Source organism: Streptomyces sp. HUAS MS02, from assembly GCF_055702265.1.
Window position 1 is genome coordinate 7,521,004 of sequence record NZ_CM146747.1, and the last position, 16,376, is coordinate 7,537,379.

A 16,376-nucleotide genomic window follows, 5' to 3' on the forward strand; every position below is an offset into this window, starting at 1 on the left:
TTACATCTCCTACGTGTCGTGTGTAAGCGTCAGCGCTGAGCGGCGGCGAGGGATTCCTGCGCGACCGCTGCCACGTTCTCGGCAGTGAAGCCGAACTCGCGGAAGAGGACCTTGCCGTCGGCCGAAGCGCCGAAGTGCTCCAGCGAAACGATGCGGCCGGCGTCCCCGACGTACCGGTGCCAGGTCAGCCCGATCCCGGCCTCGACCGCGACACGCGCCTTGACGGACGGCGGCAGAACGCTGTCCCGGTACCCCTGGTCCTGCTCCTCGAACCACTCCACGGACGGCATGGACACGACGCGGGTGGGCACCCCGTCGGCCTCCAGCCGCTCGCGGGCCTCGACGGCCACGTGCACCTCGGAACCGGTGGCGATGAGCAGCACCTCCGGCGCACCGTTCGACGCCTCGAAGAGCACGTAACCACCCTTGGCGGCGCCCTCGTTGGCCTCGTACGTCGGCACGCCCTGACGGGTCAGCGCCAGACCGTGCGGGGCGCCCTTGCCGAACTCCTTGGTGTACCGCTTGAGGATCTCGCGCCAGGCGATCGCGGTCTCGTTGGCGTCGGCCGGGCGGACCACGTTCAGGCCCGGGATCGCCCGCAGCGCGGCCAGGTGCTCGACCGGCTGGTGCGTCGGACCGTCCTCGCCCAGACCGATGGAGTCGTGCGTCCACACGTACGTCACCGGCAGGTGCATCAGCGCGGACAGCCGCACCGCGTTGCGCATGTAGTCGGAGAACACGAGGAACGTGCCGCCGAAGATACGGGTGTTGCCGTGCAGCGCGATGCCGTTCATCTCCGCGGCCATGGCGTGCTCACGGATGCCGAAGTGGATCGTCCGGCCGTACGGGTCCGCCTCCGGCAGCGGGTTGTCCGCCGGCAGGAACGAACTCGTCTTGTCGATCGTGGTGTTGTTCGACCCCGCGAGGTCGGCGGAGCCGCCCCACAGCTCGGGGATCACCGCGCCCAGCGCCTGGAGGACCTTGCCGGACGCGGCACGCGTCGCGACGCCCTTGCCGGTCTCGAACTCCGGCAGATGCGACTCCCAGCCCTCGGGCAGCTCGCCCGCGCTGATCCGGTCGAACTCCGCGGCGCGCTCGGCGTTGCCGTCCCGCCACTCCTGCAGCTGCTTCTCCCAGACGGCACGGGCGTCACGGCCGCGCTCGCCCAGGGCACGCGTGTGCGCGATGACCTCGTCGGCGACCTCGAAGTCCTTCTCCGGGTCGAAGCCGAGGATCCGCTTGGTGGCGGCGACCTCGTCCGCGCCGAGCGCCGAGCCGTGCGCGGCCTCGGTGTTCTGCGCGTTCGGGGCGGGCCAGGCGATGATCGAACGCATCGCGATGAACGACGGCCTGTCGGTGACGGCCTTCGCGGCCTCGATCGCCGCGTACAGCGCGGCCGGGTCGAGGTCGCCGTTCGCCTGCGGCTCGACGCGCTGCACGTGCCAGCCGTACGCCTCGTACCGCTTGACCGTGTCCTCGGACACGGCCGTCTCGGTGTCGCCCTCGATGGAGATGTGGTTGTCGTCCCACAGCAGCACGAGGTTGCCGAGCTTCTGGTGACCCGCGAGCGAGGAGGCCTCGGCGGAGATGCCCTCCTGGAGGCAGCCGTCACCGGCGATCACGAAGACATGGTGGTCGAACGGAGACTCGCCGACGGCGGCCTCCGGGTCGAACAGACCGCGCTCGTAGCGGGCGGCCATCGCCATGCCCACGGCGTTGGCGACACCCTGGCCGAGCGGTCCGGTCGTCGTCTCGACGCCCTTGGTGTGCCCGTACTCGGGGTGGCCCGGGGTCTTCGAGCCCCAGGTCCGGAAGGCCTCCAGATCAGCCAGCTCCAGGCCGAAGCCGCCCAGGTACAGCTGGATGTAGAGGGTCAGCGAGGAGTGGCCGGCGGACAGGACGAACCGGTCACGGCCCACCCAGTCGGGGTCGGCGGGGTCGTGGCGCATCACCTTCTGGAAGAGGGTGTACGCGGCGGGCGCGAGGCTCATCGCCGTGCCCGGATGGCCGTTGCCGACCTTCTGGACGGCGTCGGCGGCCAGGATCCGGGCGGTGTCGACGGCCCGCTGGTCCAATTCGGTCCACGCGAGGTCTGTAGTGGTCGGCTTGGTGCTCACCCTGGGTCAGGGCTCCTCTCCACATGTCTCGTGCCGGTGTTCTTCACGGCACCGGCCGTTGTCGAGCCTACCCCCGTGGGAACGCGCATTTTTTCGAGTCATTCCAGACTGCCGGGACTGGGTCCGGTCCGCCTCCCGACCCGTGTTCCGCATGGTGAGACCTGGGGGTTCCGTTGTTCGACATCTGAATACGGAGCCGCTCATCCGACTGCTCAACCGAAGTGTGTTCGGCTCGCCGGAGGCCGCCTCCCAACACGACCCCACCCCCTTGAAAGGCTGGCTCTGGGCAACGTCTACAGTGGCGTGGTACGCGCGAGCCGTCACGGGGAGTTCACATCCCAAGGCTTGCTGGGAGTCTCTGTCAGGGGTGTGCGTGACGGCCGTCGAATCCCGTCCACCGGGAGTGCTGGGCGCGAGCAACACGAGCAGCAGCCGGGGTCAGCGGCCGATCGGGGCCCGCGTCAAGGCGTTCGTGGCGCTGACGAAGCCGCGGATCATCGAACTGCTGCTGATCACCACCGTTCCGGTGATGTTCCTGGCGGAGCAGGGTGTCCCGGACCTCTGGCTGGTGCTCGCCACCTGTGTCGGCGGCTACCTCTCGGCGGGCGGCGCCAACGCGCTCAACATGTACATCGACCGCGACATCGACGCCCTCATGGAGCGCACCTCCCAGCGTCCGCTGGTCACCGGCCTCGTCACCCCGCGTGAGGGCCTGGTCTTCGGCATCACCCTCGCGGTCGTCTCCACGGTCTGGTTCGGCGTCCTCGTCAACTGGCTGTCCGCGTGGCTGTCGCTCGGGGCGCTCCTCTTCTACGTCGTCGTCTACACGATGATCCTCAAACGGCGTACGTCGCAGAACATCGTCTGGGGCGGCATCGCCGGCTGCATGCCGGTCCTCATCGGCTGGTCCGCGGTGACGAACTCGATGTCGTGGGCCGCGGTCATCCTCTTCCTCGTCATCTTCTTCTGGACCCCGCCGCACTACTGGCCCCTCTCCATGAAGGTGAAGGACGACTACGCCCGTGTCGGCGTCCCCATGCTCCCGGTCATCGCCTCCAACAAGGTCGTGGCCCGCCAGATCGTCCTCTACAGCTGGGTGATGGTCGCGGTCTCCCTCCTGCTCACCCCCCTCGGCTACACCGGCTGGTTCTACACCGCGGTCGCCCTGGTCACCGGCGGCTGGTGGCTCTGGGAGGCGCACGCCCTCCAGACCCGCGCGAAGAACGGCGCGACCGGCGCCAAGCTGAAGGAAATGCGCCTCTTCCACTGGTCGATCACGTACGTCTCCCTGCTGTTCGTGGCGGTGGCGGTGGACCCCTTCCTGCGCTGAGGCCTCGCCCTGAAGGGGCGCGGGGAACTGCGCGAGCAACCACGACGCACCCGAACGCGCCCACTCGCCGCAACCCACAACGGCGAGTGGCAAAGCCCACTCACCCCACCATCGCCGCCCGCCCTACCCCTCGGTAGCATCCTGACCATGTCAGACACCAAGCAGGCAGACGAGGCCAAGGACGCCAAGGCCGCCGCGAAGGCGGACCGTAAGGCGGCCAAGCTCGCGCAGCAGATCGGCGCCTTCGCCAAGGCCCACGGAGGCGCCGAGGCCCAGGTCGCCCACATTGGCCAGCTCGGCGCACGCGTCGTCCTGGTCGGCGAGGACGGCGGCTGGGGCGACCTCGTGGCCCCGACGTACGCGATCGCCGAGGCGGCCGTCGCCAAGGCCGGCGTCACCGTCCACGAAAACTTCGACGGCGAGTTCGCCGCCAAGGTGCGCACCGGCCCGTACGAGTGGTCGCGCATGGCCGGAATCCAGGTCGGCGGCCCCAGCAACAGCAACACCTGAGCCCGGCTCACCCGTTAGGACCTGTGGGAGTTCACAGGTCCAGCCTCGGGGAGCCCGATGATCGACACGCCGTCCCTCGTGGACCAGTACTGCCACGGCGTACTGCGCACGGAGCTGGGCCTCGGCACCTTCGAGGCCCACCTCGCCCGCAGCGAGGGCCCACCGGCCCCCGGCACCACCTTCTTCGACACCCAGACGGGCTTCGCCGTCCGCCGCTGGTGCCCGCCCCTGCTGGGCCTCGAACCGCACTGCCCACCGGCCCGCTATCTCGCCCGGCGCCGCGAGCTGGGCGTCCTGGAAGCCGGCCGCAGACTCCTGCGCGGCAGCGGGGTCACCACCTACCTCGTCGACACGGGCCTGCCGGGCGACCTCACCGGCCCCCGCGAGATGGCCTCCACCGCGGACGCTGACGCACACGAGATCGTCCGACTCGAACTCCTCGCCGAACAGGTCGCCGACACCTCCGGCACCGTCGAGTCGTTCCTGGCCAATCTCGCCGAGTCCGTGCACGCGGCCGCTGTGAACGCCGTCGCCTTCGCGTCGGTCGCGGGTGTGCGGCACGGCCTGGCGCTCGCGCCCGAGCCGCCCGGGCCCGGCGAGGTGCGCGGCGCGGTGGGACGCTGGCTGGCCCACCGGCCGGTCGGCGGATCGCTCACCGACCCCGTCCTCCTGCGCCACCTGCTGTGGATCGCCGTCGCCTCGGGCCGCCCCCTCCAGCTCCACGCGGGCCTCGGCGAACCGGGCCTGCGGATCGACGCCACCGACCCCGTCCTGCTCACCGACTTCGCCCGCGCCACGGCGGGCCTCGGCACCGACCTGATCCTGCTGCACGGCTACCCGTACCACCGCCACGCCGCCCACCTCGCCGCCGTCTTCCCGCACGTCTACGCCGACCTGGGCGCCGAACTGGTCCGCACCGGCGCACGGGCCACCGCCGTGCTCGCCGAGGTCCTGGAACTCGCCCCCTTCGGCAAGCTCCTCTTCTCCAGCGGCGCCCACGGCCTGCCAGAACTGCACGTGGTCGGGGCCCGGCTGTTCCGCGAGGCGCTGGCACGGGTGCTGGGGACGTGGGTGGCGGAGGGCGCCTGGGCGCTCACGGACGCCCAGCGCGTGGCGGGACTGATCGCCGCCGACAACGCCCGACGGGTGTACGGGCTGGAGTGAGCCGTCGGGTGTACGGAGCCCCCACCGGCTGTACAGACTGGGCGCATGACACGCAGCGACGCGACCGCCGGCTTACCCGGCCAGGTCACCGACACCGACACCGCGGCTCTGCTCGGGCACTTCCTCGACGAACTCCGCGCGCTCGCCCCGCTCGCCGTCTGGGCCCACGGCTCGCTCGGCGGCGGCGACTACCGGGAGGGCCGCAGCGACCTGGACCTGATCGCCGTCCTGGACGGCCCGGTCACCGCCCGCACCGCCTGGCGGGTCGGCCGGCTGCACGCCCGGCTGCGCCACGAGCGCCTCGCCGCCCTGCTGCACTGCACCTATCTGACGCCCGCCACGGCGTCCGACGCCGAGCGCAGACACCTCACCTGGGCGCACGAACAGCTGTTCCGGCGGACGGTCACCCCCGTCACCCGGCGTGAACTGCACACCTTCGGCCTCGTCCTGCACGGCGAGGCGCCCAAGGCCCTGCTGCCGCCCGTCTCCGACATCGAGCTGGACGCCTTCGTCGTCCGCGACCAGAAGGAGTTCTGGCGCCCGGCCGTGGACAGGGCCCCTCTGTGGGAGCGGGACGTCTGGGTCGACCTCGGCCTGCTCACCTTCGCCCGCGCCACGGCCACCCTGCGCGAGGGCCGTCTGATCTCCAAGCGGGAGGCCCTGGACCTGCTGCCCACGCTGGGCGCACCCGCCGAGGTGGTCGAGGACGTCCGGCGGCGCCGCTACGGCGGACCGGGCGAGCAGGTGCCCCACCGGGCCGAGCTGACCCGGCTCTTCCTCGGACCCGCGATCGACGACCTCGTGGCCGCGTACGGCTGACTCAGCCGCGCGCCGCGACCGGCGCCTCGGCCGCCGCGGCGGGCACGTCGACCCCGTCCACCGGCCGCTCCCGCAGCGACAGCAGCACCCGCAGGGTCGCGATCCAGACCAGGCAGGAGCCGAACATGTGGGCGCCGACCAGCACCTCGGGGAGGTCGGTGAAGTACTGCACATAGCCGAGGAGGCCCTGTGCGAGGAGGATCAGGAACAGGTCGCGGGTGCGGCGCAGCGGTGCGGCGGAGGCGTCCACGGCCTTGAGGACGAACCACAGGGCGAAGGTCAGCGTCACCACGATCCAGGCCAGCACGGCGTGCAGCTTGGTGACGTTCTCCCAGTTCAGCGGGATCCGCTCGACCTCGCTGGAGTCACCCGCGTGCGGGCCCGCGCCGGTGACGACCGTGCCCACCGCGATCAGCAGCAGCGTCACGCCGACCAGGACCCACACCAGCTGCCGCACCGCCTGGCCGACCAGCGGACGCGGGGCCGTGTCGCCCTCGCCGGTGCGGTGCCACATCACGGCGGCGACGGCGATCAGCGCGGTCGACAGCATGAAGTGCGCGGCCACCGTGTAGGGGTTGAGGCCGACCAGTACGACGATGCCGCCGAGCACCGCGTTGCCCATGACGACCCAGAACTGCGCCCAGCCCAGCCGGGTCAGACTCCGCCGGTACGGCTTCTGGGAGCGCGCCGCGACGATGGCCCAGCCGACCGCCGCGCACAGCACGTACGTCAGCATGCGGTTGCCGAACTCGATGGCACCGTGCACGCCCATCTCACGGGTGGCGGTGAGCGAGTCGTCGGTGCACTTGGGCCAGGTCGGGCAGCCGAGGCCCGACCCGGTGAGCCGTACGGCGCCGCCGGTCACCACGATGACCACCGCCATGACGAGGGCGGCGAGAGCCGCGCGCCGGACCGTTCTGGGGTCCGGGGTCCAGCGTTCGGCGATGAAGGCGAGCGGGTTGCGCGCAGCGGAGACGAGGTCGTCGCGGGTCACTTTCGGCACGCCCCCATCGTAGGCCGCCGCTTGTGCACGCATTCACGAGGGGTGTGGCCCCGAGGTGCGGCGGGCGTGACCTGCCGCAGTCCGCACGCGGGGGTGACCTACCGCTATTCCCAGCGGAAGAAGCGGGCCGCCGCGCCCAGCCCGAGCACCGCCCACCCGGCGAGGATCCCGAGGTCGCCCCACGGCATCCCGGCGCCGTGCTGGAGGACGTCCCGCAGCCCGTCCGACAGGGCCGCGATCGGCAGCAGCCCGAGCACGCTCTGCGCCGCGTCCGGGAACTTCTCCAGCGGGACCACGACACCACCGCCCACCAGCAGCAGCAGGAAGACGAGGTTCGCCGCCGCCAGCGTCGCCTCCGCCTTGAGCGTGCCCGCCATCAGCAGCCCGAGGCCCGAGAACGCGGCCGTGCCGAGGACCAGCAGGAGCAGCACGGCGAAGGGGTTGCCGTGCGGGTTCCAGCCCATCGCGAAGGCGATCACCGTGAGCAGGGCGACCTGGAGGACCTCTGTGACCAGTACGGACAGGGTCTTCGCCGCCATCAGGCCCCAGCGGGGGAGCGGGGAGACCGCCAGCCGCTTCAGCACGCCGTAGCGGCGCTCGAAGCCCGTGGCGATGGCCTGCCCGGTGAACGCCGTCGACATCACGGCGAGCGCCAGGACGCCGGGCGCCAGGAAGTCGACCGCCTCGCCCTCACCGGTGTCGACGATGTCCACCGAGCCGAACAGCACCAGCAGCAGCGTCGGGATGACGACGGTCAGGAGCAGCTGCTCGCCGTTGCGCAGCAGCATCTTCGTCTCCAGCGCCGCCTGCGCCGCGATCATGCGGGGGAGGGGGGCGGCACCCGGCTTCGGTGTGTAGGAGCCCGTGCCCGTACGCGCGGTCATGAACGCAGCTCCTTGCCCGTGAGCTCCAGGAAGACGTCTTCGAGGGTGTGCCGCTCCACCGAGATCCGGTCCGGCATCACCCCGTGCTGGGCGCACCAGGAGGTGACGGTCGCCAGGAGCTGCGGATCGACCTTGCCGGTCACCCGGTACACACCGGTGGTCAGTTCGACGGCGGTGGAGTCCGCCGGGAGCGCCTTCAGCAGGGAGCCCACGTCGAGGGCGGGCCGGCCGGTGAAGCGCAGGGTGTTCTCGGCGCCGCCCCGGCACAGCTCCTCGGGCGAGCCCTGGGCCATGACCCGGCCGCCGTCGATGATCGCGACGTCGTCCGCGAGCTGCTCGGCCTCGTCCATGTAGTGCGTGGTGAGGATGACCGAGACGCCGTCCGCGCGCAGGTCCCGGATCAGCTCCCAGGTGGCCCGCCGGGCCTGCGGGTCCAGGCCCGCGGTCGGCTCGTCCAGGAAGACCAGCTCGGGCCGGCCGACGACGGCCATCGCGAGGGCGAGCCGCTGCTGCTGACCGCCGGAGAGCCGTCGGTACGTCGTACGGCCGCAGCTGCCGAGGCCCAGGCGCTCGACGAGGGCGTCCACGTCGAGGGGGTGGGCGTGCAGCCGGGCCACGTGGCGGAGCATCTCCTCGGCGCGGGCGCCCGAGTAGACACCGCCGGACTGGAGCATCACGCCTATCCGGGGGCGCAGTGCGGCGGCCTCGCGGACCGGGTCGAGGCCGAGGACGGACACCGAGCCGGAGTCCGGCTCGCGGTAGCCCTCGCAGGTCTCGATCGTGGTCGTCTTGCCCGCGCCGTTCGGGCCGAGCACGGCGGTCACGCCCGCCCCGGCCACCAGGTCCAGGCCGTCCACCGCGGTCTTGTCGCCGTACCGCTTCACCAGGGACCGGACCTGGACCACGGGGTCACTTCGCATGGGCCCGAGTCTAGGTACGCGGCCGGGTGCCGAGACCGGCGGGTCCGGAGATCTCCTCCTCACGGGGACGGTGCACGGGGAGCCAGCGCTCGGCGTACGCCACGGCGTCCACCACCGGGAACAGACGTACGTCCGCCCCGCCCACCCTGGTCCGGCGGATGCCGCGGTCGCGCTCGAAGTCGTACCCGAGCTCGTCGAAACGGTCCGAGTCGATGGACACCTCGGTCACCACCTCCCAGCCGTCCGGCCCCGGCCGGCCGACCTCGACCAGGGGTGCGGGGATCCGGTACTCGGCCAGGTGGAAGCAGGTGCAGCAGTCGTAGCCCGCGCCGAGCAGCAGCACCCGGGCGCCCGCCGCCTCCAGCCGGGCCAGGGGGCTGCGCTCGCCCAGGCGGCAGTCGGGGGCGTGGTCCGCGAGGATCGCCGCCGCGCCCGGGCCGATCGCCGCGAAGGAGGTCTGCGGGTGCGCGCTGCGCAGGGCGCCCGGCCAGGTCCGTACCGTCTCGGGGATCACCCCGACCCCGCGGGTGGGGGTGGTCGCCGGGTCGTAGCGGGGCATGGTCGCCCGAATGGTCTCCCACCACTCCTCGGGCACCGGCGGACGCCCCCAGAGCGCGGGGTCCGAGAGGTCGCCGGACTGGCTGGGGACGACCAGGGTGCCGTCCGGTCCGAGGGCGTCGAGCAGCGCGTGCACCACCGTCACGGGGCCTCCACAGACCCACCCGAGCGAGCTGAGCGAGGAGTGCACGAGGAGGGTCTCGCCGGGCTCGACACCGGCGGCGCGCAGGTCCGCCGCCAAGCCGGCGCGGGTGACAAGAGGGCCGGTGGGAGGGGTTGTCGACATGGTGTGGCAGTCTTCCCGAGCGGCTTCGGCGACGCCACCGGTTTGATCGATCAGTGATCGTTTCCCCAGGTCATCTTAGGTATGCCTAAGTGATGCACGGCACCGCCCGCCCGTCCGGGCGCGGCTTGCCCAGCTCTGAGGAATTACGCAACAATGGCGTTGTGAAAAACGTCGGCGAGGCTCCGCAGGAGGAACTCGCGACCGGTGAGCGGTCCACCCGCAACCGGGTCGCGCGGTCCATCCTGTCCCACGGCCCGTCCACCGTGGCCGACCTCGCCGGGCGTCTGGGGCTGACTCAGGCGGCTGTCCGCCGACACCTCGACGCCCTGGTCTCCGACGACGTCGTACAACCCCGTGAACAGCGCGTCTACGGCACGCGTACGCGTGGGCGCCCGGCCAAGGTGTTCGCCCTGACGGACTGCGGACGGGACGCCTTCGACCAGTCGTACGACAAGCTCGCCGCCGACGCGCTCCGCTGGATCGCCGACCAGGAGGGCGGGGAGCAGGCGGTCGCCGCCTTCGCCCGCGCCCGGGTCGCCGCCCAGGCCGGGGCCTACCGCAAGGCCGTCGAGGCCGCGGGGCCCGATGAGAAGACCGAAGCCCTGGCCAGGGCCTTGAGTGCCGACGGGTACGCTGCTACGGCACGCAGTGCCCCCCACCCGCACCAGGGTGAGCAGCTCTGCCAGCACCACTGCCCGGTGGCCCATGTGGCCGAGCAGTTCCCGCAGCTCTGCGAGGCCGAGACCGAACTCTTCGCCGAACTGCTCGGTACACACGTCCAGCGGCTGGCCACCATCGCCCACGGCGACGGCGTCTGCACGACGTTCATCCCCAGAATTTCCAAGACAGCCACCAACGCATCCACAAGCACGGCCGGGAGGAACCCCGCATGACTCTCCCCATCGAGGAGACAGCCCACCCCGAGCTCGAGGGCCTGGGTAAGTACGAATACGGCTGGGCGGACTCCGACGAGGCCGGCGCCTCTGCCAAGCGTGGCATCAACGAGGACGTCGTCCGGGACATCTCCGCCAAGAAGAACGAGCCGGAGTGGATGACCAAGCTCCGTCTCAAGGGCCTGCGCCTGTTCGAGAAGAAGCCCATGCCGAACTGGGGCTCGGACCTGTCGGGCATCGACTTCGACAACATCAAGTACTTCGTGCGCTCCACGGAGAAGCAGGCGGAGTCCTGGGAGGACCTGCCCGAGGACATCAAGAACACGTACGACAAGCTCGGCATCCCCGAGGCGGAGAAGCAGCGCCTCGTCGCCGGTGTCGCGGCCCAGTACGAGTCCGAGGTCGTCTACCACCAGATCCGCGAGGACCTGGAGGAGCAGGGCGTCATCTTCCTCGACACCGACACCGCGCTGAAGGAGCACCCCGAGCTCTTCAAGGAGTACTTCGGCACCGTCATCCCGGTCGGCGACAACAAGTTCGCGTCGCTGAACACCGCGGTGTGGTCCGGCGGCTCCTTCATCTACGTGCCGAAGGGCGTGCACGTGGAGATCCCGCTCCAGGCCTACTTCCGTATCAACACGGAGAACATGGGCCAGTTCGAGCGGACGCTGATCATCGTCGACGAGGACGCCTACGTCCACTACGTCGAGGGTTGTACGGCCCCGATCTACAAGTCGGACTCCCTGCACTCCGCGGTCGTCGAGATCATCGTGAAGAAGGGCGCCCGCTGCCGCTACACGACCATCCAGAACTGGTCGAACAACGTCTACAACCTGGTCACCAAGCGCGCCGTGGCGTACGAGGGCGCGACCATGGAGTGGATCGACGGCAACATCGGCTCCAAGGTCACCATGAAGTACCCGGCCGTCTACCTGATGGGCGAGCACGCCAAGGGCGAGACCCTCTCCATCGCCTTCGCGGGCGAGGGCCAGCACCAGGACGCCGGCTCCAAGATGGTCCACATGGCGCCGAACACCTCCTCCAACATCGTCTCGAAGTCGGTGGCGCGCGGCGGTGGCCGTACGTCCTACCGCGGTCTCGTCGAGATCGGTGAGGGCGCCGCCGGATCCAAGTCGAACGTGCTGTGCGACGCGCTGCTCGTCGACACCATCTCCCGCTCGGACACGTACCCGTACGTCGACGTCCGCGAGGACGACGTGTCCATGGGCCACGAGGCGACCGTCTCCAAGGTCTCCGAGGACCAGCTCTTCTACCTGATGAGCCGTGGCCTCAGCGAGTTCGAGGCGATGGCGATGATCGTGCGCGGCTTCGTCGAGCCGATCGCGAAGGAGCTGCCGATGGAGTACGCGCTGGAGCTCAACCGGCTGATCGAGCTGCAGATGGAAGGCGCGGTCGGCTAAGCACCGCCCTCCGGTCCAGCAGCAGGCGGCCCGCCTCTCCGGGGCGGGCCGAAGATCGAAAACGTAGGAAGAGAGCAGACCGACAGCCATGGCTGAGGCTCAGAACATTCCGGTGGGCTCCACCACCGCCGGCTCGATCGCGGTGGCCGCCGAGTCGACCGTCGCCACGCGCATGAGCGCGCCCCCGTCCTTCGACGTGGCGGACTTCCCCGTGCCGCACGGCCGCGAGGAGGAGTGGCGGTTCACCCCGCTGGAGCGCCTGCGCGGGCTGCACGACGGCACCGCCGTCGCCACCGGCGACGGCCTGAAGGTCGACGTCCAGGCACCCGAGGGCGTCACCGTCGAGGCCGTCGGCCGCGACGACGCCCGCCTCGGCAGGGCCGGCACCCCGGTGGACCGCATCGCCGCCCAGGCCTACTCGGCGTTCGAGAAGGCCGGCGTCATCACCGTCCCCAAGGAGACGGTGCTCGCCGAGCCGATCCGGATCGCCGTGCACGGCGAGGGCGGCACCGCCTTCGCCCACCAGGTGATCGAGCTGGGTGCCTTCGCCGAGGCCGTCGTCGTCATCGACCACACCGGTGACGCGGTGCTCGCCGCCAACGTCGACTACGTCCTGGGCGACGGCGCCAAGCTGACCGTCGTCTCGGTCCAGGACTGGGACGACAAGGCCGTGCACGTCGCCCAGCACAACGCCCTCATCGGCCGCGACGCGAGCTTCAAGTCCGTGGTGGTGACCTTCGGCGGCGACGTCGTGCGCCTCCACCCCCGGGTCGCCTACGCCGGCACCGGCGGCGAGGCCGAGCTGTTCGGGCTCTACTTCACCGACAAGGGGCAGCACCAGGAGCACCGCCTCCTGGTCGACCACAACACCCCGCACTGCAAGTCGAACGTGGTCTACAAGGGCGCGCTCCAGGGCGACGGCGCCCACGCGGTCTGGATCGGCGACGTGCTGATCGAGGCCAAGGCCGAGGGCACCGACACCTACGAGATGAACCGCAACCTGGTCCTCACGGACGGCGCCCGGGTCGACTCGGTGCCGAACCTGGAGATCGAGACCGGCGAGATCGTCGGCGCCGGCCACGCCTCGGCGACCGGCCGCTTCGACGACGAGCAGCTCTTCTACCTGATGGCCCGCGGCATCCCGGCCGACGAGGCCCGCCGACTCGTCGTCCGCGGGTTCTTCGCCGAGCTGGTCCAGCAGATCGGTGTCGACGACATCGAGGAGCGCCTCCTCGCGAAGATCGACGAGGAGCTGGAGACCGTGTCTGGATCAGGCCGATGACCTTCGTACGCGCCTGTGGGCTGAGCGAGCTGGAGGAGGACACCCCGAAGCGGGTGGAACTCGACGGCACGCCCGTCTCGGTCGTACAGACCGAGGGGGAGGTGTTCGCCATCCACGACATCTGCTCCCACGCGAACGTCTCGCTCTCCGAGGGCGAGGTGGAGGACTGCCAGATCGAGTGCTGGCTGCACGGCTCCAGCTTCGACCTCCGCACCGGCAAGCCGTCCGGCCTTCCCGCGACGCGCCCCGTCCCCGTATACCCCGTAAAGATCGAAGGGGACGACGTGCTCGTCTCCCTCACCCAGGAGTCCTGAGGCACCCATGGCAACGCTTGAAATCCGAGACCTGCACGTCACCGTCGAGGCCGACAACGCCACGAAGGAGATCCTCAAGGGCGTCGACCTCACCGTGAAGCAGGGCGAGACGCACGCCATCATGGGCCCCAACGGCTCCGGCAAGTCGACCCTCGCCTACTCGCTCGCGGGTCACCCGAAGTACACGATCACCGGCGGCACCGTGCTGCTCGACGGCGAGGACGTCCTGGAGATGTCCGTCGACGAGCGCGCCCGCGCCGGCCTGTTCCTGGCGATGCAGTACCCGGTCGAGGTCCCGGGTGTGTCCGTGTCGAACTTCCTGCGGACCTCCGCCACTGCCATCCGCGGCGAGGCCCCCAAGCTGCGCACCTGGGTGAAGGAGGTCAAGGAGGCCATGCAGCGCCTCAACATGGACCCCTCCTTCGCCGAGCGCAACGTCAACGAGGGCTTCTCCGGCGGTGAGAAGAAGCGCCACGAGATCCTCCAGCTGGAGCTGCTCAAGCCGAAGGTCGCGATCCTCGACGAGACGGACTCCGGTCTGGACGTCGACGCGCTCCGGGTCGTCTCCGAGGGCGTCAACCGCGTCCGCGAGACCGGCGAGGTCGGCACCCTGCTGATCACGCACTACACGCGCATCCTGCGCTACATCAAGCCCGACCACGTGCACGTCTTCGCGAACGGCAGGATCGTGGAGTCCGGCGGCCCCGAGCTCGCCGACAAGCTGGAGAACGAGGGCTACGAGGCATACACGAAGGGTGGCGCATCCGCGTGACACAGCTGCCGGGCCTCCTCGACACCGAGGCGATCCGCAAGGACTTCCCCATCCTGGACCGTCAGGTCCACGACGGCCGGAAGCTCGTGTACCTGGACAACGCGGCGACCTCGCAGAAGCCGCGCCAGGTGCTGGACGCCCTGAGCGAGTACTACGAGCGCTACAACGCCAACGTCCACCGCGGTGTGCATGTGCTCGCCGAGGAGGCCACGGCGCTGTACGAGGGCGCGCGGGACAAGGTCGCGTCCTTCATCAACGCGCCCAGCCGCGACGAGGTGATCTTCACCAAGAACGCCTCCGAGTCGCTGAACCTCGTGGCGAACATGCTGGGCTGGGCCGACGAGCCCTACCGCGTGGACTCCGAGACCGAGATCGTCATCACGGAGATGGAGCACCACTCCAACATCGTGCCGTGGCAGCTGCTCTCGCAGCGCACCGGCGCGAAGCTGAAGTGGTTCGGGCTGACCGACGACGGCCGCCTCGACCTCTCCAACATCGACGAGATCATCACGGAGAAGACGAAGATCGTCTCCTTCGTGCTGGTGTCCAACATCCTCGGCACCGTGAACCCCGTCGAGGCGATAGTGCGCCGCGCCCAGGAGGTCGGTGCCCTCGTCTGCATCGACGCCTCGCAGGCCGCGCCGCACATGCCGCTGGACGTGCAGGCCCTGCAGGCCGACTTCGTGGCCTTCACCGGCCACAAGATGTGCGGTCCGACGGGCATCGGCGTGCTCTGGGGCCGCCAGGAGCTCCTGGAGGACCTGCCCCCGTTCCTCGGCGGCGGCGAGATGATCGAGACGGTGTCGATGCACTCGTCGACGTACGCTCCCGCCCCGCACAAGTTCGAGGCGGGCACCCCGCCGATCGCGCAGGCGGTCGGCCTCGGCGCGGCGATCGACTATCTGAACTCCATCGGCATGGACAAGATCCTCGCCCATGAGCACGCGATCACCGAGTACGCGGTGAAGCGGCTGACGGAGGTTCCGGACCTCAGGATCATCGGCCCCGCCACGGCCGAGGACCGGGGCGCGGCGATCTCCTTCACCCTCGGCGACATCCACCCGCACGATGTGGGCCAGGTGCTCGACGAGCAGGGCATCGCGGTCCGGGTCGGCCACCACTGCGCCCGCCCGGTCTGCCTGCGGTACGGAATTCCCGCGACCACCCGAGCGTCGTTCTATCTGTACTCCACGCCGGCCGAGATCGACGCCCTGGTCGACGGTCTGGAGCACGTACGGAACTTCTTCGGCTGAGGGGACGAGCGATCGCATGAAGCTGGACTCGATGTACCAGGAAGTCATCCTGGACCACTACAAGCACCCCCACGGGCGGGGCTTGCGGGACGGTGACGCCGAGGTACACCACGTGAACCCGACGTGCGGCGACGAGATCACCCTGCGAGTGAAGTACGACGGCACGACCATCGAGGACGTGTCGTACGAGGGCCAGGGCTGTTCGATCAGCCAGGCCTCGGCCTCCGTGCTGAACGACCTCCTCGTCGGCAAGGACCTTGACGACGCGCGGAAGATCCAGGAGACCTTCCTGGAGCTGATGCAGTCCAAGGGGAAGATCGAGCCGGACGACGCGATGGAGGAGGTGCTGGAGGACGCGGTCGCGTTCGCCGGTGTCTCCAAGTACCCCGCCCGGGTCAAGTGCGCCCTCCTCAGCTGGATGGCGTGGAAGGACGCGACGGCCCAGGCGCTGGGCGCCGACGCCGACGTCGAAAGGAAGACGGCATGAGCGAGACCCTGGAGATGAAGCCGGCCTCCGAGGAGGAGGTCCGCGAGGCCCTGTACGACGTCGTCGACCCCGAACTCGGCATCGACGTCGTCAACCTCGGCCTGATCTACGGCATCCACATCGACGACGCGAACATCGCGACGATCGACATGACCCTGACCTCGGCGGCCTGTCCGCTGACGGACGTCATCGAGGACCAGGCCAAGTCCGCCACGGACGGCCTCGTCAACGAGCTGCGCATCAACTGGGTCTGGATGCCCCCGTGGGGCCCCGACAAGATCACCGACGACGGCCGTGAGCAGCTTCGGGCGCTCGGGTTCAACGTCTGAGACGTGACATGGGTGTGGCCCCCGGCGATTCGCC

Annotated in this window: 17 protein-coding genes; 12 read left to right on the forward strand and 5 right to left on the reverse strand. The window is 70.2% G+C overall.

Features of this window, described 5'->3' with window-relative positions; genetic code table 11:
• Window positions 1-29 precede the first annotated feature (29 nt).
• Complete coding sequence (gene tkt, locus ACZ9QC_RS32335) at window positions 30-2,117, reverse strand: transketolase (protein ID WP_472916333.1); 2,088 nt, start codon at window positions 2,115-2,117, stop codon at window positions 30-32.
• 373 nt (window positions 2,118-2,490) lie between these two features.
• Between tkt and ACZ9QC_RS32340 the strand changes: the two genes are divergently transcribed.
• From ACZ9QC_RS32340 to ACZ9QC_RS32355, 4 genes are all read left to right on the forward strand, one after another.
• The gene (locus ACZ9QC_RS32340) at window positions 2,491-3,447 is read left to right on the forward strand and encodes a heme o synthase (protein ID WP_472916334.1); all 957 of its coding nucleotides are present in this window, start codon (window positions 2,491-2,493) and stop codon (window positions 3,445-3,447) included.
• A 147-nt stretch (window positions 3,448-3,594) separates the two neighbouring features.
• Complete coding sequence (locus ACZ9QC_RS32345; protein ID WP_472916335.1) at window positions 3,595-3,957, forward strand: hypothetical protein; 363 nt, start codon at window positions 3,595-3,597, stop codon at window positions 3,955-3,957.
• A gap of 57 nt (window positions 3,958-4,014) precedes the next feature.
• Window positions 4,015-5,121, forward strand: coding sequence for an amidohydrolase family protein (locus tag ACZ9QC_RS32350; RefSeq protein ID WP_472916336.1), 1,107 nt, complete (start codon window positions 4,015-4,017; stop codon window positions 5,119-5,121).
• Between the two features lie 45 nt (window positions 5,122-5,166).
• Window positions 5,167-5,940: a nucleotidyltransferase gene (locus tag ACZ9QC_RS32355; RefSeq protein ID WP_472916337.1), complete on the forward strand. Its 774-nt coding sequence runs from the start codon at window positions 5,167-5,169 to the stop codon at window positions 5,938-5,940.
• A 1-nt stretch (window position 5,941) separates the two neighbouring features.
• On the opposite strand, the gene ACZ9QC_RS32360 is transcribed toward ACZ9QC_RS32355, so the two are convergent.
• The 4 genes from ACZ9QC_RS32360 to ACZ9QC_RS32375 form a co-directional block, all read right to left on the reverse strand.
• Window positions 5,942-6,976: a COX15/CtaA family protein gene (locus ACZ9QC_RS32360; RefSeq protein ID WP_472916338.1), complete on the reverse strand. Its 1,035-nt coding sequence runs from the start codon at window positions 6,974-6,976 to the stop codon at window positions 5,942-5,944.
• Between the two features lie 71 nt (window positions 6,977-7,047).
• Complete coding sequence (locus ACZ9QC_RS32365) at window positions 7,048-7,827, reverse strand: ABC transporter permease (protein ID WP_472916339.1); 780 nt, start codon at window positions 7,825-7,827, stop codon at window positions 7,048-7,050.
• Window positions 7,824-8,747, reverse strand: a complete 924-nt coding sequence (locus tag ACZ9QC_RS32370; protein WP_472916340.1) for an ABC transporter ATP-binding protein — start codon at window positions 8,745-8,747, stop codon at window positions 7,824-7,826. Before ACZ9QC_RS32370 ends, ACZ9QC_RS32365 begins: the two co-directional genes overlap by 4 nt.
• A gap of 10 nt (window positions 8,748-8,757) precedes the next feature.
• Entirely contained in the window at window positions 8,758-9,591 is an 834-nt protein-coding gene (locus ACZ9QC_RS32375) for an AAC(3) family N-acetyltransferase (protein WP_472916341.1), read from the reverse strand.
• Between the two features lie 161 nt (window positions 9,592-9,752).
• Between ACZ9QC_RS32375 and ACZ9QC_RS32380 the strand changes: the two genes are divergently transcribed.
• From ACZ9QC_RS32380 to ACZ9QC_RS32415, 8 genes are all read left to right on the forward strand, one after another.
• Complete coding sequence (locus ACZ9QC_RS32380) at window positions 9,753-10,484, forward strand: helix-turn-helix transcriptional regulator (RefSeq protein WP_472916342.1); 732 nt, start codon at window positions 9,753-9,755, stop codon at window positions 10,482-10,484.
• Entirely contained in the window at window positions 10,481-11,905 is a 1,425-nt protein-coding gene (sufB, locus tag ACZ9QC_RS32385) for a Fe-S cluster assembly protein SufB (RefSeq protein ID WP_184895554.1), read from the forward strand. The genes ACZ9QC_RS32380 and sufB overlap by 4 nt, the downstream gene beginning before the upstream one ends.
• A gap of 88 nt (window positions 11,906-11,993) precedes the next feature.
• Complete coding sequence (gene sufD / locus ACZ9QC_RS32390; protein WP_472916343.1) at window positions 11,994-13,187, forward strand: Fe-S cluster assembly protein SufD; 1,194 nt, start codon at window positions 11,994-11,996, stop codon at window positions 13,185-13,187.
• Window positions 13,184-13,501, forward strand: a complete 318-nt coding sequence (locus tag ACZ9QC_RS32395; protein WP_048585098.1) for a non-heme iron oxygenase ferredoxin subunit — start codon at window positions 13,184-13,186, stop codon at window positions 13,499-13,501. The genes sufD and ACZ9QC_RS32395 overlap by 4 nt, the downstream gene beginning before the upstream one ends.
• Before the next feature lie 7 nt (window positions 13,502-13,508).
• On the forward strand, window positions 13,509-14,273 hold the full coding sequence (gene sufC, locus ACZ9QC_RS32400) for a Fe-S cluster assembly ATPase SufC (RefSeq protein WP_472916344.1): 765 nt from the start codon (window positions 13,509-13,511) through the stop codon (window positions 14,271-14,273).
• A complete protein-coding gene (locus ACZ9QC_RS32405; RefSeq protein ID WP_230214440.1) occupies window positions 14,270-15,526 on the forward strand; it encodes a cysteine desulfurase in 1,257 nt (418 codons plus the stop codon). Before sufC ends, ACZ9QC_RS32405 begins: the two co-directional genes overlap by 4 nt.
• A gap of 16 nt (window positions 15,527-15,542) precedes the next feature.
• Window positions 15,543-16,013: a Fe-S cluster assembly sulfur transfer protein SufU gene (gene sufU, locus ACZ9QC_RS32410; RefSeq protein ID WP_184895563.1), complete on the forward strand. Its 471-nt coding sequence runs from the start codon at window positions 15,543-15,545 to the stop codon at window positions 16,011-16,013.
• A complete protein-coding gene (locus ACZ9QC_RS32415) occupies window positions 16,010-16,342 on the forward strand; it encodes a metal-sulfur cluster assembly factor (protein WP_020130530.1) in 333 nt (110 codons plus the stop codon). The genes sufU and ACZ9QC_RS32415 overlap by 4 nt, the downstream gene beginning before the upstream one ends.
• Window positions 16,343-16,376 lie beyond the last annotated feature (34 nt).